The following is a 15,272-nucleotide window of genomic DNA, read 5'->3' as shown; positions in this document are numbered from 1 at the left end:
CCAGGGAAGCGGCGGTGAGTGCACGCGCCAGTCGTGTCCGGCGGTGGTGCCGGAAGCGGGCTCGAGCTGCTGTGAAGTTAGGCCTTCGTCTTGTCGCCGCTCAGGCCGGTCGCCTTGAAGACTCCCTCGACGATCCAGGAAGCGATCGCCATGACGATCGCGCCGAAGAATGCCGCCCAGAAGCCGTCGATCTGGAGGCCGTTGCCCAGGCCGTCGGAAATCCAGCCGACGATGGAGAACAGCAGGGTGTTCACCAGCAGGGAGAACAGGCCCAGGGTGAGGATCTTCAGTGGCAGGCTGATCAGGTTCACCACCGGGGAGATGAAGGCGTTGACGAACATGAACACCAGCGCCACCCAGATGAAGGCGCCGACACCGCCCATGACTTCAACACCGGGAACGACGAGAGTGACCAGCCACAGTGCGAGGGCGGTCATGATGACATCGACGACAAAACGCACGAATAATCTCCTTTAAATTGAAAAAATGGGGCAATTAACTCCAATTATATGCCCGATTATTGTTCAAAGAGCTCGTGGATGATGTGGAACTGGCGCTCGCCGGGGACGTCGATAAGCGCGCTTTGTGCTTGTCGACGAGCCGGACCCGTCTTCGCGGCGACCACGCGCACCACGTCGAGCTCCACTGGACGGGACGTGCTCACCTTCGCGTCCGCGCCGTCGGTGTAGGAGAGCTGTTGCGGGTCGAGCGATGCGTCAATGTCGAGGCCAGCTTCGCCCACAGGAACGCCCAAGAGGACAGTGTCCTCGCTGAGCTGGGGAATCGCGCGTGGCGTCAAGAAAAAAGTCGTGCCGAGCGTGGTGTCGGCAGTCAGGTCGGATGCGGGCACGGGCGCCCAAGCGATCCACGAGTCGATGTTGTCCCGGGTCGGCGGAGCGCCGTCGCCCGAGGCGAAACCAGTGTTGAGGGAATAATTCAGCTTCATGCCCGCAATCTTAGTGATTTCGAGCCGGGACGCTCGGTTTACCGACGAGCATGATTGGCCGAAACCTGTGCGACCTGCAGAGCATCCCAGGCAGAGAGGAGCTCGTCAGTTTCGTCGCGGTTGGTGACTGTGATGCGGAGCCCCTCAGGGAATGCGCGGACGAGAACGCCGTGCTGGGCTAGGCGGTCGGCAATCGCAGGGGCGCGCTCGGGGTCGTCGAAAGGCACCCACACGAAGTTGGCCTGCGAGCGCGCCGCCCCGATCTTGTCGGCCACTTCGTCGCGGACCTCGATCGTGTCCTCCACGCGCGCAAGCAGTTCATCGGAGTGCTCGAGGGAGGCGATGGCCCCAACCTGCGCAACAGCGCTGACCTGGAAGGGCACTCCGACTTTGTTCACGGCAGCGACGAGCTCGGCGTTGCCGAAGGCGTATCCGACGCGCACTCCGGCGAGCCCGTAAGCCTTGGAGAACGTGCGCAGGCAGAGCAGGTTGGGGTAATCGCGCCAGACCTCTTGGCCGTTGACAGCGTCCGGGTCGCGGTTGAACTCGAAATAAGCCTCATCGAGCGCCACAGTCACATGCTCCGGAACCCGGGCCATGAAGGCGCGGAAGTCAGCGGTGGAAAGGACGGCGCCGGTCGGGTTGTTGGGGGAGCAGAGGAACACCAGGGAGGTGGAGGCGTCGATAAGCGAAAGCATGCACTCGAGGTCGTGGTTGCCGTCGACGAGCGGGACGGGGCGCGGCTCGGCACCGGCGATGCGGCAGAAGATCGGGTACGCCTCGAAGCTGCGCCACGGGAAGATGATGTTGTTCCCGACGGTGGAAGTCGCCTGGGCGAGTTGCTGGCACAGCGCGGATGAGCCGCAGCCGACAGCCACATTCCCGTCTTCGACACCCAAGTGGCGGGCAAGGGCGCGGCGCAGTGAAACTGCGCCCATATCCGGATACCGGTTGCCCAGCATGGCTGCCTTCGCCATCGCCTCCGCAGCTGCGGGCAGGGGAGCACCCGCGACCTCATTCGAGGACAGCTTCAAAGCATGCGGATCAGTCTTGCCAGGAACGTAGGCGGGAATTGCGTCGAGGTCGTGGCGAATCATGGCTCATTAGTCTATGTCCCCAGCCCCGTCGGTTAGCAGTGCGGTGAGTTTTTGTTCGGCTGCCCTGTTGTGGGTAGTGTGTAACAAGGCTATGGAGATGTGCCAGAGTGGCCGATTGGGGCTCCCTGCTAAGGAGTTGACCTTTCACGAGGTCCGCAGGTTCAAATCCTGTCATCTCCGCCATGCGCCCGTAGCTCAACGGATAGAGCATCTGACTACGGATCAGAAGGTTGGGGGTTCGAATCCCTCCGGGCGCACCAATTTTGTGGGGGTCTACATGTTGCGGGCGATGCGTTCGTCGTCAAGCCTGCTGTGCGCGGCGAACGCGCTGAGCGCAACGATGGCTGCGCCCCCCCAGAAAGATCGGGAGCGTGAACTGAACATGCTTGTCGAGGACTAACGCTGTGCCGCAAAGCACCGAAGTAGCCACTGTGAAGAGCATGACTAGGCCCACACGGCCGGGCACTGAGCCGGCGAAGAAGAAAATGCTGTGCAATAAGTGTGCCCCGATGAACAGGGAGACCGCGATGCCGAGGGCGATGATCGGGGCGAAACCAGCGAGCAGCCCAGCGACTAACACGCCGGTGAAAACGAATCGTGCTTGGCGGCCCCCGAAGCGCCTCACCTCCGTGCGCAAATAGTCGGGGACAAAGACCCCGGGCGTGAAACCGCTGAGACGCCGAGCGAAAGCGATCTCGCTACCGATGACTGCGACGAGTCCCGCCGATTGGACGATGTTCTCCATCGGTGCCGCATCGTGTACAGGAACGGCGATCGCCGCGAGCACGACGGGAATGATGCACGTGACACCGCCGTCGCGCACGAACTGCTCGAATGAAGCTTTCCCGTCGGCCTTGCGCGCCTCCATGACCACGAGGATGACATTCTGGGCTAGGAGGAGCGCTACTGCGACCGCGACCTGCAGCGGACTCGGGCGAGCAATGAACACGATTGCGGCGAGCAGTACCAGTGCGGGGAGTTCCACAGCGGTCATTCCGGCGAGGATGCGGTGGTTGCGGTTGCCCGGCCAGAAGGATGTGAGGGCACCGGTAGAAAGAGCCCTCGACTGGGATGCTTCCAACGCGAGTAACCCTGTCCACCCGACGAGAAAGCCGATGGCGTTCCCGCCCCATTCGAGAGCGTTCCCAGCCAACAGAATCCCGGTGACGGTGGCGAACCGGAACACACACCGGATGATGCGCTCGGTGAGCGCACGCGGAAAGAAGCTCTTTCGGAGCAGATTGATTGTGCGCGCCTGGTCAGCCATGGGCCTCCGGGGCGGCAGCGGTCTTCAGCGAATGGTTCTTGATTTCCACGGTCGTGTCGACGCGGAGGAGATGGTCGACGGACCGGTGCGAGACGATGAGAACGGCCGCACCGCGGGCGACCTGGTCTGCGATCTTGGAGGCCATGATTTCCTGGCCGTAAAGGTCCACCTCCTCAAATGGCTCATCGAGAAAAATTGCGTCCCGCTGCAGAGCAACCGCGGACGTGAACAGGCTCTTCTTGCGGTTCCCGGACGATAAGTTCTCGATGATGCTGGAGGGGTTTCCACGGCCGCCGAGGTCATCCCAGAGAGTGTCCACCTCCGCACGCGGGATGCCGTAACCGGAAGCGATGAGGGAAAACCAGTTGTCCAAGGTCAAGTTCGGGTAGCCGGTAACCGTGCTCGGCAAATAGCCGATGGCGCGCTGGTAACCCTCCGTTCCGGGTCGATGGGGGAAAGTCCACGTACCGCTAACTAGGGGTAAAAGCCCTAGCGCTGATTGGATGAGCGTCGATTTCCCTGTGCCGTTCGCGCCGATGAGGCGCGTGACGGTGCCTGGTTGCAGTACTAGATCGACGTTTTCGAGCAGTGCGTTGCCGTGGTGGCCCACGGTGGCGTCTCGGAGAAAGCTGATCTCGCTGCTCATTGGTTCACACTTCGGTCTGCGCTTCGGTCTACGCCGAGAGAAGCTGCTGGATCTGTGTGTAATCGCGTTCGAAGAACTCCTGGGCTTTCGGAGTGGCGAACATGTCGGGGGAGTTGGAGCTCAGGGTCACGGTGGTGGAGTCGCCTTCGCGAGTCGCCTCGATAGCAATGGGCGCCTGGTAGTTATCGCTCAAGTACACGCCGATCATCTTGAACTTGAACACGCTGCCAACGGTGGCGCTCAGCTTGTCGGAGGAGGAATCCTTGAGCTTGAACTTGTCCAGACTGGCCAGACGGGTTGGGATCTCGTCAAGGGGCAGAGAAGTGGTGAACTTCTTTTCGTGCATCTCGGAAATCCTTTCCTCGTCTTCGTCGTTCCAGTTGAGTGAAGGAAGCGGGTGATGTTTTATTCCGTTTCGCCTTAATAGGTCGCCGTAATAGTTCGTATTTGTTTGGCTATTCTCACTGACTGGCTTGCTATCCGAAACTAGAAAAAGTTCTCCGCATTTAGCAACCGCTTGAACGATCAAGCGGTAGGTTCGTTGCCGCACTGTTACATGCCTCGAGACGAGACCGGCCGCCCCTAAGAGTCGGCAGATCTACTAATCTCGCAGGGGAATTGCAGCTCACACAGGGACGAGAGAAAGAGGACGCCATGCCCGCTACGCAGCAGAGTGAGGCTCTGCGGGATTTGGAAAGGCTCGTCGAAAAGCGGATGCGCACAGACCGTGCGGAGGAGATCTCCGGTCTGCTTGAAAGGGCGGAGCTCAGCGAGATCATCCGACTGATCGAGCATTTGCCCGCCAAGCGCGGTGCGGTGCTGTTCCGCCTGCTTCCGCCCGAGCGCGCCGGTGTCGTGTTCGATGCGCTGGACCCGCGCCACCAGGCGGACATGGTGCACGCGCTGGGCAGCGGGAGCGTCGGCGAGTTCTTCGAGGGAATGGGTGCGGAGGACCGCGTCATGCTTCTCGACGAGCTCCCCGGCCCCGTCGCCGGACGCCTGCTCAAAGAGCTGAATGAGAAGGACAAGGAGAACACCCACGCGGTCCTCGGATACGCGAAGGGGACTGTCGGCCGCGTAATGTCCCCGGAGATCCCCGAGATCTACGGAACGATGACAGCGCACGAGGTGCGCGAGCTGCTTCGCGAGCAGCATGATGACCTGGAAACGCTGTACACCCTCCCCGTGATCGACCGCGACCGGCAGCTCACCGGCATCGTGAAGATGCGGCGGTTGTTCCTGGCGGACGGTGACACGCAGATCGCGGACTTGCTCGAAGTGACTCCCTCTGCTGAGGCCGGCGCCAATGCCGAGGAGACCGCCCGCTGGTTCCTGCCGCTGGCGCTGCTCGCGTTGCCGGTGGTGGATTCGGGCAACCGGCTCGTGGGCATCTTCACCTTCGATGAGGCGCAGCACATCGTCGAGAGCGAGGATTCCGAGGACAGCGCACGCCAGGGCGGTTCTGAATCGCTGAAGCAGCCGTACCTGTCCACGCCCCTGACCAAACTGGTGCGCTCCCGCATTGTGTGGCTGCTCGTGTTGGCCGTCTCCGCGATCCTCACCGTGCAGGTCCTCGACATCTTCGAGGCCAAGATGGAGCAGGCGGTGGTTCTCTCCTTGTTCATCCCGCTGCTCACCGGCACGGGAGGAAATACGGGCAACCAAGCCGCGACAACAGTGACGAGGGCATTGGCGCTTGGCGACGTCCACAAAGCAGACATCCTCAAAGTCATGTGGCGCGAAGTCCGGGTGGGGCTCCTGCTCGGCGCCGTGCTGGGCGCCCTCGGGTTCTCCCTGGCCACTCTTGTTTACGGATTGGACATGGGGATGGTGATCGGCCTGACCCTGCTGTCCATTTGCACGATGTCGGCGACGGTGGGCGGCGCGATGCCGATTATTGCGAAGACCGTCGGCGCTGATCCGGCGGTGTTTTCCAACCCCTTCATCTCCACGTTCTGCGATGCCACAGGCTTGGTCATCTACTTCCTCATCGCGACATCGATTCTGGGGCTGTGACAGCTCTGCGACCAGCCGATTTTGCCTGCTGTTCACCGTGGTGTACCGTTACATCTCGTTGCAAAACACGCGCCCGTAGCTCAACGGATAGAGCATCTGACTACGGATCAGAAGGTTGGGGGTTCGAATCCCTCCGGGCGCACGTTTTGTCCTCAGTCGCGACATCGTTGACAGATCAGTCGCGACATGGTGGACAAACCGGTGTCTTGGTTTTTATTTTTCCAAGGCGCCGGTTTTGGTTTTCAGGTCAGTGGGGGTTGGCCTTTTCGCCAGTAGGCTTTTTGGTAATTGCGGGATGTGTCGATGTAGTGCTCGGCGATGGGTTCGCCGGTTTCTTTTAGTGATGTTGTGATGTGGTTGTCGGTGATGACCATCAGGACTTCTTCGCCGTAGTAGGCGCGTCCGATTCCTAGGCTGTAGAGCCTGCCGGCGTAGCGGATGGTGACTTTGCCGCTGGGGGCGACGACATCGTTGCGGACGCGCCATTCTTCTTCGGGGGTGTGGTTGGGTTCGGCCTTGGGTCCTGTTGTGTATGCCTGTTGTGGGGTGCGCCGCCCAAGTGATCTGTGGGGGCGTTCGGTGTTGTAGTAGGCGGCGAATTCGTTGAGTTGTCGTTGAAGGTGGGGGATGGTTTCGGCGGGTGGTTGGGCGTTGATCCAGCGTTTGAGTGTTTGGTGGAAGCGTTCGATTTTGCCTTGAGTTTGTGGGTGTCCTGGCCGGCCGTTTTTCTGTTGGATGCAGTTGTCGGTGAGGACTTTCTCAAAAGCGTTGCGGCCGCCTTTTCGTCCGGCTAACCGGGCGGTGAACACCAGCCCGTTGTCAGTGAGCGTGGATGCCGGTGGGCCGTAGGTGTCGATGAGGCGTTGGAGTTCTGCTGCGACTGCTGGGCCTGTAAATGCTGGCCGGGCGGTGATTGATAGCAGGTAGCGGGAGTGGTCGTCGATGAAGTCGAGGACTTCTACGCGTCTGCCGTCGATGAGGAAGAGGTAGGTGATGTCGGCTTGCCAGCATTCGTTGGGCATGGCGGCTTCAAACCTGATGTAGGAGCTGCGTGGTTTCTTTTGTGGTTGCGGGTCGACGAGTCCGGCGTCAGTGATGATGCGGCGGATCGTTGATGTTGACGGGGTGCGAAGCCCCTGCCTGTCTAGGTGGAAGGCGATGGTGTCTGGGCCTGCGTCGAGTCCTGCTTTGGTGAGTTCTTTGCGCATGTCGATGATGTAGTTGCGCAAGCTGTCCGGCACGGCATTTGGGTGGGTGTGCGGTGCGCGGGATTTCGGGGCGATGGCCTCTGCGCCGCCGGCGTCGAACTCGGCAAGAATCTTGTAGACGCGCTGGCGGGAGATGCCGAAGCGTTTGGCGACTTTGATGACTGGTTCACCTTGATCACGGACGGCTTTGACGATGGCAAGGTTGCGGTTCGGGCTGTTCATTTGTCAACGATGTCCCGACTGATCCCCGCATCGGCACCAGACGCGCGGGGGTAGCGGAAGGTGCCAACGATGTCGCGACTGAGGTGTCAACCATCACCCCAGAATGTTTCCGCCCCCTAAGTGTCAACCATGTCGCGACTGACCTGTCAACCATCAGGAATGATGTCCCAGGCACGCCGTGTCAACTATGTCATGACTTCAGACACCTCCGGGCGCACGTTTCATGAGTGGCCCGTGACCCGGCAATCCCGCCGGATCGCGGGCTTCTCTGCTGTTCGGGGATTTCCCTAGAACACGTCGATGCGCCCGCCCAGCGACTCTGTCTGGCGCAGGGCTTTGACCCACCCGTCGGCACCGAGCTGGATGCGCATGACGGGGCGGGAGGAGATCTTCACCGGCGAGACGGATTCCGCCCGGGCTCCCTTGCGCGCGCCCATGCGGGTCACGGCTCGGTAGCCGGCGCCGACGAGCTGCTCCAGGTCGGGGCGCGGGGAGGCGAGCGATGCGCGGGCGTCCTGCAGCAGAGGGATGATCTCGTCGAGGGTCTTCACAACGGCATCGGCGTTGGTCTCGCACATGGCGCGGACGAGCTCCGGTTCGGTGCCGGCCACGCGGGTGGCGCCGCGGAAAGAGCCCGCGGCAAGCGACTGGGCGAGGGTGCCGCCGCGGTCGCCGACGACTGCGAGTGCTTCAGCCAGCACGTGCGGCAGGTGGGACACGCGGGCGACGGCCTCGTCGTGCTTATCCACGGACACCGGGACAGCTTCGGCACCGCACACCCGGGCGAGTTCGCAGACCTGGCCGAACAGGTCCACCCACCCCGCGGGAACGCGCTGGCCGGCGTCCTCGCACTCGGTGGCGTAGTCGTAGGTGATCGCCCAGGCGGCGCGGGTGAACAGGCCGACACGGGATGCTCCCCAGCCGGAGTCCTCGGTGCCGGACATCGGGTGGCCGCCGACGTAGCGCGATTGCATGCCGCGCTCCTTGATTAGCTCGTCGACGGGCTTTTTCACGCTGACGACATCGGTCACACCGCAGTTCGGGGCGTACATCGTGATCGAGTCGAGGACATCTTCCACCGCGTGCATCGGCACGGCGAGGACGATGAGCGCCCCGTCGGAGGAGGCGCGGGAGAGCACCCGTGACAGATCGTCGGAAACGTCGAAGCCTTCGCGTGTCGCGGCGCGCGTACCGGAACGTGAGTGGTTGTAGCCGTACACGGGCAGCCCGGCGGCGTCGAGGTCGCGCATGATGGAACCGCCGATGAGCCCGAGCCCGATGACGCAGGTCGGGGGCAGGGTGCGCCGCCCCTTGACGCTGACGTCGGACCCCTGGATGCCTGCCGTACGGTGTTGCTCGTTCACGCTGACAAGTTTTCCACAACGCGAGTAGTCTGACTAGGCATGAGTGACGGACGCGGGCAACCGGGCCAGGGCGGCGGGTACGGTGGCGCCTTCGAAGACGGCTACGCGGTCACCGTTGCCAGGCGGGACGGCGAGTGGGTCGTCGCTGAATTCGACGACGATTTCGAGGATCTGGCCACCTCCGTTGACGCAGTGCGCGGACTGCGCAGCGAAGGGGCGGCGTTCGCGCTCCTCAATGTTGAGGAGGAGTACCTGGTCATCGTGCGTCCGGGCCCATCGCGCACCCGCGTGCTCATCTCGGACGCGACGATGGCGGTCGACGACGATTTCGCCGCGGACGTGCTGGACGCCGCCGACATCGACATCCCGGACATCGACCCGGACGAGCTGGACAACATCGACGGCTGGGCCGACGGGGATTTCGAGATTCTCGACGATGTGGGCCTCAGCGAGCAGGTCATGAGCGTGCTTATCGACGACTCTGCCGCCGACCCCTCCGACGTCATCGACCGCATCGCCGAGGAGCTCGGTTTCATCGACGAGCTCGACCAAGCGCTCAGCTAGCCCCGCGCACACCGATGAGCCAGCTCGAACGACGCGCCGTGGAGCGGATGCGCCGCGCCATCGAGGTCGCCCGCACCACTCCCGCCGCCGACATTCCCGTCGGTGCTGTGGTGTACGGCCCTGACGGCACTGAGCTGGCCACGGGGACGAACCGCCGCGAGACGGAACAGGATCCGGCGGGGCATGCGGAGGTCGTCGCAACGCGGAATGCGGCGCGCGCGTTGGGTACCTGGCGGCTCGACGGCTGCGAGATCGTGGTCACCCTCGAGCCGTGCACGATGTGCGCCGGCCTCATCTTGGGCGCGCGCATGAAAAGCGTCGTCTTCGGCGCATACGAGCCAAAGACGGGAGCTGTGGGCTCGCTTATCGACGTCCTCCGCGACCCCTCCCACCTCCACACCGTCGAGGTGCGCGGCGGTGTCCTGGAACCGGAGACCGCGCGCCTCATGACCGGTTTCTTCGGGCGCCTCCGCTGAGTGTGCTGCCCGCGTGGTCCAGTTGACACTGAATTGTTATCGAAAGGGCAGCACGTTTTCCCTACCATGGGCAAGGTAAGCGAAAACGATTTAGAAGGAGAAGGATCATGGCTGATCTCAACGGCAAGCTGGACCAGGTCAAGGGCGACGCTAAGGAAGCTCTGGGCAACGTTACCGATAACGACTCCCTGCAGAACGAGGGCAAGGCTGACCAGCTCACCGGTGGTGTGAAGGACAAGCTGAACGAGGCCGGCGACGCAATCAAGGACAAGGCCAACGAGGTCGCTGGCAAGATCCAGGATTCCCGCGACGAGAACTAAGCGTCGCTTCCCGGCGGCTTCGGCCCGGGGGCCTAGGAATTTGGTTCTCCGCGCACGCTACCGCTACTCTGTTCTGCGGTAGCGTGTCCGAGCGGCCGAAGGTACTCGCCTCGAAAGCGAGTGAGGGTAAAACCTCCGCGGGTTCAAATCCCGCCGCTACCGCCACTTTCACGAAGTTCGTGGTTTGGGTAAAATTCGGCGAAATGTCGCCGTGTTCACTCCCCAAACCACGAACTTTTTGTTTTAGGAAAGGATCCCCGTGGCGAAGTTCCTCTACCGGCTCGGCAAATGGTCATTCCTGAATAAATGGAAGGTCATCGTCGCCTGGCTGTTGCTCTTCGCCGCAGGTGTGGCCGGAGCGCTGACGCTGTCGAAGCCGCTTTCGTCCGACTTCGCTATTTCCGGAACACCGTCGATTGACGCACTCGAGTCCCTCGGCGAGAATTTCCCCGGGATCAGCGACCCGGTCCAGGCCCCGTCGGTGAACCTGGTGTTCAAGGCCCCCGATGGTCAGCGTTTGGATGAGCCGGGGAATATGGCCACCATCGACGAGACGGTCGGCTACATCAAAGATAACTTGCCGGACATGGCGGGGACCCAGCGCTTCGGCAACCCGGTCACCGTATCCCGGGAGCAGACGGACCAAATCGTCACCCAGATGACGGAGATGGGGCTGCCGGAGGAGCGCGCGAAGGCCGATGCCCACAACGTTCAGCTGCTTTCCGACGACGCCCGCATCGGCTACACCACCTTCGAATTCGGCGCGGAGACCTCCATGCAGGTCACCGATGAAGACCGTGCTGTCGTCAACGAGGCGCTCGATTTGGGCCGGTCGAAGGGCCTGCAAGTTGAGGCCGGCGGCCCTGGCTTCGGCGACCCCATCGAGATCAAGACCACCAGCGAGATCATCGGCATCGGCGTGGCCTTCCTGGTCATGCTGGTCACCTTCGGCTCCCTCGTGGCCGCGGGCATGCCCGTCATCACCGCCGTCATCGGGGTGGGCCTGGGCACCTTCCTGATCCTCATTGCCACCCGCTTCACGGAGCTCAACGAGGTCACACCCATCATGGCCGTCATGATCGGTCTGGCCGTGGGCATCGACTACGCCTTGTTCATCCTGTCCCGCTACAAGCAGGAGCGCCACCGCCTTCCCGGCCCCGAAGCCGCCGGCCTCGCGGTCGGGACCGCGGGTTCGTCGGTGCTGTTCGCCGGCACCACCGTGTTCACTGCGCTAGTCGCGCTGGTGCTCGCCCGCATCGAATTCCTCTCCTGGATGGGCCTGTCCGCCGCGGCGACCGTGGCCATCGCCGTGTCCGTGGCCATCACACTTCTGCCGGCCCTCATGGGCCTGCTCGGCGACAAGATCTTCGCCGGCAAGATCCCGGGCGTGGCCGGCAATCCCGGTCCTGGTGACCGCCCGGGCAAGGATCTGAACACCCGCTCTCTCGGCCGCGCCTGGGTGAACATCGTGCGCCGAGTCCCGGCACTGGTCATGGCTGCGGTGGTCATCCTGCTCGGTGTGTGTTCCTTGCCGGTGCTGCAGATGGAGATGTCCCTGCCTTCCGACTCCAACAGCGACACCGACACCACCCAGCGCAAATCCGCAGACCTCATGGCCGAGGGATTCGGCGAAGGCGTCAACGCGCCGTTCCTGCTCGTCGTCGATGCCCACGATGCCGACCCGAACGCGGAGGGCCTCGCCCCCTACATGCGGTCCATTCCGGATGATGCGGTGGATGGGGAAGCGGGGGACGTCGATAAGCAAAAAGCCGCTTTGTCCTCCTTCATGTACGCGATGGAGCGCGCTGGCTCGGTGACGGGTGTGCGTCACGCGCAGCTCATCGGCGTCAACGAAGACATGACCGCCGCGCAGATCCTGGCCACCCCGGAAACCGGACCGGACAACCAGTACACGGTGGACACCGCGCACGCGCTGCGTGAAATGGACACCGAGATCGAGGACGCGACCGGTGTCGATGTCGGCCTGACCGGCTTCACCGCGGTGCAGATGGACATCACCGAGGAGCTGGCGGGCGCGATGCCGATATACCTCGCCATCGTCGTCGGCCTGGCGATCCTCCTGCTCATCATCGTCTTCCGGTCGATTCTGGTGCCGCTCATCGCGGGGCTCGGTTTCCTGCTGTCTGTCGGCGCGGCCTTCGGTGCGACCGTCATGGTCTTCCAGGAGGGCGCGGCAGGTCTAGTGAACACCCCGGGGCCGATCCTGTCCTTCCTGCCGATTCTGCTCATCGGAGTCACCTTCGGCCTGGCCATGGACTACCAAGTCTTCCTGGTCACCCGCATGCGCGAGCAGTACACGCGCCTCCGCCGCCCCGGCGACGACCCGGAAGCCGTTCTCGATGCCGTTGAAGAATCCACCGTCGAAGGCTTCGTCCGCGGCGCCCGCGTGGTCACCGCCGCCGCCATCATCATGATCGCCGTTTTCGTCGCGTTCATCGACCAGCCGCTGCCGTTCATCAAGATCTTCGGCTTCGCGCTCGGCGCCGCTGTGCTTTTCGATGCCTTCTTCGTCCGCATGGCCCTCGTCCCCGCCACCATGTTCATCCTGGGCACCACCACTTGGTGGATGCCGAAATGGCTGGACCGCATCCTGCCCAACCTCGACATCGAAGGTGAGGAGCTGGAGCGCCAGTTTGAAAAGGAGCACGCCACAGCATGACCGATACCCCCTCCAACGCTGATCCGGCCCCCGACCTCAGCTTCCAAGTGGGCACCCGCCTCGAAGAAGCCCCTGGCCGCCACGGCCGCACAGGCGTGATCCACACACCGCACGGACCGATCCAGACACCCGCGTTCATCCCGGTGGCCACCAAGGCGACGGTGAAGACGCTCACCCCGGAGCAGATCCGCGAAACCGGCGCACAGGCGATCCTGTCCAATGCCTACCACCTCTATCTCCAGCCCGGCCCCGACATCGTGGACGAGGCCGGGGGAGTGGCCGCCTTCGAGAACTGGCACGGCCCCACCTACACCGATTCCGGCGGCTTCCAGGTCATGAGCCTGGGCGTCGGCTTCAAGAAAGTCCTGGCCATGGACGTCGCAGGACTCACCGACGAGGACATCCGCGCCGCCAACAAGGACCGCATGGCGCGTGTCGACGACGACGGCGTGGACTTCAAGTCCTTCATCGACGGCTCCTCCCACCGCTTCACACCGGAGGTGTCCATGCAGATCCAGCACCAGCTGGGCGCCGACATCATGTTCGCCTTCGACGAGCTGACCACGCTCGTAGACACCCGCGCCTACCAGGAGCATTCCGTCGAGCGCACCCGCCTGTGGGCCCGCCGCTGCCTGCTCGAGCACGACCGCCTCACCCGCGTCCGCACCGGCAAGCCCCTCCAGTCCCTCTGGGCTGTGGTGCAGGGCGCTCAGTACGAGGACCTGCGCAGACAAGCCACCCACGGCTTGCTCGAACTCGACCGCGAAGCGCGTTCTGAAGGCCGCCGCGGCTTCGGCGGCTTCGGCATCGGCGGCGCCTTGGAGAAGGAGAACCTGGGCACCATCGTCGGCTGGGTCACCGACGAGCTGCCCGAGAACAAGCCCCGCCACCTTCTGGGCATCTCCGAACCCGACGACCTCTTCACCGCCATTGAGGCCGGCGCCGACACCTTCGACTGTGTCGCCCCGACCCGCCTCGGCCGCCGCGGCGGGGTATACACCCTGGATGGCCGCATGAACCTCATGGCCGCCCGTTTCCGCCGCGACTTCGTGGGCGTGGACGAGGAATTCGGCGGCTACGTCTCCGAGAACTACTCCCGCGCGTACATCCACCACCTGCTCCGTGCGAAGGAATACCTCGCCGGGACACTGTGCACCCTGCACAACCTGGAGTTCATGGTGCGCCTCGTAGACAACATCCGCGCCGCCATCGAAGCCGGCGACTACGAGGCCTACCGCGACGAGTTCATGGGGCGGTACTACGCGGGGCGCTAGCGCCCGTGCCTCCGCACCCCGCCCCCGCGTGTGCCGCAGCCCCGACCCCGCGACCAGCCAGCCCCCCATAACCGCAAATCCAGCTACCTGGATCCAGCTTAGTGGCCTTTTTCGGCCAAATAGCGGGGTCCAAGTAGCTGGATCTGTTGCACCGGAAGCCAATCAGCTAGAACGGCCTGTTCCGGGTCGCCCGGATACGGACCGGTCCTCTGCCATCCGCGCGTGCCTTGGCTTCGATGACTCGCTGGACGCACCCCTGCTCGTCGCGGAGAATCTCTGCGGGAAAGAGACGTATTACCTCGTAGCCCTGCTCACGGAGCCAATTCTCCCTTTTGAGCTGTTTCAGCACCGTTTCGTGAGGGACTTGCTCGTATTTGGATTCCCCGTCGATCTCAATGACTAGTTGCCCCCACAGCAAATCGACTCGCGTTTGCCGCCCGATCCACATCTGGGGTTGGGCGGTGATTCCGTGTTCGGTGAGGACGACTCTGAACAGCGACTCATACGGTGACTCCGACAGCTTGGAACTGAGCGCTAACGCTTGGCGCGCCACGGCGATGCCTTTCTTACCCGCGAGAAGGGTGATAGCGGCTTCGACGCTTTCACGGATTTCCAGCGCGTTCATGTCGGTGGTCCCGCTGAGCCAGCTGTCCAGCGCTACGACGCCGTGACGCAGGCCGTGCAGCCGGGCCACATCGGCGATAGTGCGGTGCGTTTGGGTGATCCGGAGTGTGCTGCGGCCGGTTCCATCTTCGGCTATGAGCTTTCGGACGTCGTTGACGGCCACTGGTATGTGGTGGTAGCGCACATGCGGCGGCCACTGTTTCGTGGAAGGCGGGCGACCGGATGTCTGGGCGAGTTCCACTGTGTCAGTTTGCAGCGGAAGCACCCACAGACCTGCAACCCGAGCGGCAGAGCGCCCCACGAGGACAGCTTTGTGCGCTGCTGTAGCCACGGCGTAGCACCGGAGGTAGTCCTGTTCGAATCTCTTCAACCGATCCCAATCGGTGGCCCGGATGAATTTTGTGGCGGACAGCTTCACGAAGTGTTGCTCGTGCGCATGGCCTCGCGGGACCAATAGGCCCCGCAATTGGACGTAGTTCATTGTTCCCCCCTCGAGCCGCACCCCCCCGAACGCGGTCTCTGGTCCGCACCATAGCAAGGTTGAGCCACGACCGCACCGCATGGGCGG

At 63.1% G+C, this 15,272-nt stretch carries 15 protein-coding genes and 4 tRNA genes; 10 read left to right on the top strand and 9 right to left on the bottom strand.

Annotated elements, in window-relative coordinates:
* Positions 1-77: 77 nt before the first annotated feature.
* From QYR03_RS07705 to QYR03_RS07695, 3 genes are read right to left on the bottom strand one after another with little or no spacing between them, the layout of a single operon-like run.
* On the bottom strand, positions 78-461 hold the full coding sequence (locus tag QYR03_RS07705; RefSeq protein WP_301712748.1) for a phage holin family protein: 384 nt from the start codon (positions 459-461) through the stop codon (positions 78-80).
* Positions 462-517: 56 nt separating this feature from the next.
* Positions 518-946: a hypothetical protein gene (locus tag QYR03_RS07700; RefSeq protein WP_301712749.1), complete on the bottom strand. Its 429-nt coding sequence runs from the start codon at positions 944-946 to the stop codon at positions 518-520.
* A gap of 38 nt (positions 947-984) precedes the next feature.
* Positions 985-2,043, bottom strand: coding sequence for a histidinol-phosphate transaminase (locus QYR03_RS07695; RefSeq protein ID WP_301712750.1), 1,059 nt, complete (start codon positions 2,041-2,043; stop codon positions 985-987).
* Positions 2,044-2,136: 93 nt separating this feature from the next.
* Between QYR03_RS07695 and QYR03_RS07690 the strand changes: the two genes are divergently transcribed.
* Together QYR03_RS07690 and QYR03_RS07685 are read left to right on the top strand one after the other, a co-directional pair.
* Positions 2,137-2,226, top strand: a tRNA-Ser gene (locus QYR03_RS07690).
* Position 2,227: 1 nt separating this feature from the next.
* Positions 2,228-2,303: transfer RNA gene (locus QYR03_RS07685), tRNA-Arg, on the top strand.
* 41 nt (positions 2,304-2,344) lie between these two features.
* Here QYR03_RS07685 and QYR03_RS07680 read toward each other — a convergent pair.
* From QYR03_RS07680 to QYR03_RS07670, 3 genes are read right to left on the bottom strand one after another with little or no spacing between them, the layout of a single operon-like run.
* Positions 2,345-3,310: a hypothetical protein gene (locus tag QYR03_RS07680; protein ID WP_301713555.1), complete on the bottom strand. Its 966-nt coding sequence runs from the start codon at positions 3,308-3,310 to the stop codon at positions 2,345-2,347.
* Positions 3,303-3,956: an ATP-binding cassette domain-containing protein gene (locus tag QYR03_RS07675; protein ID WP_301713556.1), complete on the bottom strand. Its 654-nt coding sequence runs from the start codon at positions 3,954-3,956 to the stop codon at positions 3,303-3,305. Before QYR03_RS07675 ends, QYR03_RS07680 begins: the two co-directional genes overlap by 8 nt.
* Before the next feature lie 28 nt (positions 3,957-3,984).
* Positions 3,985-4,302: a hypothetical protein gene (locus QYR03_RS07670; protein ID WP_301713557.1), complete on the bottom strand. Its 318-nt coding sequence runs from the start codon at positions 4,300-4,302 to the stop codon at positions 3,985-3,987.
* A gap of 368 nt (positions 4,303-4,670) precedes the next feature.
* Here QYR03_RS07670 and mgtE point away from each other — a divergent pair, with 368 nt between their 5' ends.
* Positions 4,671-5,972, top strand: coding sequence for a magnesium transporter (mgtE, locus tag QYR03_RS07665; RefSeq protein WP_301713558.1), 1,302 nt, complete (start codon positions 4,671-4,673; stop codon positions 5,970-5,972).
* A gap of 69 nt (positions 5,973-6,041) precedes the next feature.
* Positions 6,042-6,114: transfer RNA gene (locus QYR03_RS07660), tRNA-Arg, on the top strand.
* Between the two features lie 100 nt (positions 6,115-6,214).
* Here QYR03_RS07660 and QYR03_RS07655 read toward each other — a convergent pair.
* Positions 6,215-7,402 carry an IS481 family transposase gene (locus QYR03_RS07655; protein WP_301713561.1) on the bottom strand — a complete coding sequence of 396 codons (1,188 nt, stop codon included), beginning with the start codon at positions 7,400-7,402 and terminating at the stop codon, positions 6,215-6,217.
* Between the two features lie 287 nt (positions 7,403-7,689).
* On the bottom strand, positions 7,690-8,652 hold the full coding sequence (locus QYR03_RS07650) for a prephenate dehydrogenase (protein WP_301979024.1): 963 nt from the start codon (positions 8,650-8,652) through the stop codon (positions 7,690-7,692).
* A 153-nt stretch (positions 8,653-8,805) separates the two neighbouring features.
* On the opposite strand from QYR03_RS07650, the gene QYR03_RS07645 reads away from it, so the two are divergent.
* The 6 genes from QYR03_RS07645 to tgt all read left to right on the top strand — a co-directional run bounded on the left by QYR03_RS07645 (position 8,806) and on the right by tgt (position 14,080).
* On the top strand, positions 8,806-9,330 hold the full coding sequence (locus QYR03_RS07645; RefSeq protein ID WP_301713526.1) for a tRNA adenosine deaminase-associated protein: 525 nt from the start codon (positions 8,806-8,808) through the stop codon (positions 9,328-9,330).
* A gap of 14 nt (positions 9,331-9,344) precedes the next feature.
* Complete coding sequence (locus QYR03_RS07640) at positions 9,345-9,806, top strand: nucleoside deaminase (RefSeq protein ID WP_259849108.1); 462 nt, start codon at positions 9,345-9,347, stop codon at positions 9,804-9,806.
* A gap of 107 nt (positions 9,807-9,913) precedes the next feature.
* Positions 9,914-10,126 (top strand): CsbD family protein, encoded by a 213-nt coding sequence (locus tag QYR03_RS07635; protein WP_259849107.1) that lies wholly within the window; start codon positions 9,914-9,916, stop codon positions 10,124-10,126.
* Positions 10,127-10,203: 77 nt separating this feature from the next.
* Positions 10,204-10,291 (top strand) — tRNA-Ser (locus QYR03_RS07630).
* Positions 10,292-10,385: 94 nt separating this feature from the next.
* Positions 10,386-12,806, top strand: a complete 2,421-nt coding sequence (locus tag QYR03_RS07625) for an MMPL family transporter (RefSeq protein WP_301713527.1) — start codon at positions 10,386-10,388, stop codon at positions 12,804-12,806.
* Positions 12,803-14,080, top strand: coding sequence for a tRNA guanosine(34) transglycosylase Tgt (gene tgt / locus QYR03_RS07620; protein WP_301713528.1), 1,278 nt, complete (start codon positions 12,803-12,805; stop codon positions 14,078-14,080). Before QYR03_RS07625 ends, tgt begins: the two co-directional genes overlap by 4 nt.
* Positions 14,081-14,246: 166 nt before the next feature.
* Here the strand turns inward: tgt and QYR03_RS07615 are convergent, their stop codons facing one another.
* The gene (locus tag QYR03_RS07615; RefSeq protein WP_301712615.1) at positions 14,247-15,122 is read right to left on the bottom strand and encodes an endonuclease domain-containing protein; all 876 of its coding nucleotides are present in this window, start codon (positions 15,120-15,122) and stop codon (positions 14,247-14,249) included.
* Positions 15,123-15,272 lie beyond the last annotated feature (150 nt).

This window comes from Corynebacterium sp. P4-C1 (assembly GCF_030503595.1).
Lineage (GTDB): Bacteria > Actinomycetota > Actinomycetes > Mycobacteriales > Mycobacteriaceae > Corynebacterium.
This window is presented reverse-complemented; position numbering and strand designations above follow the sequence as displayed.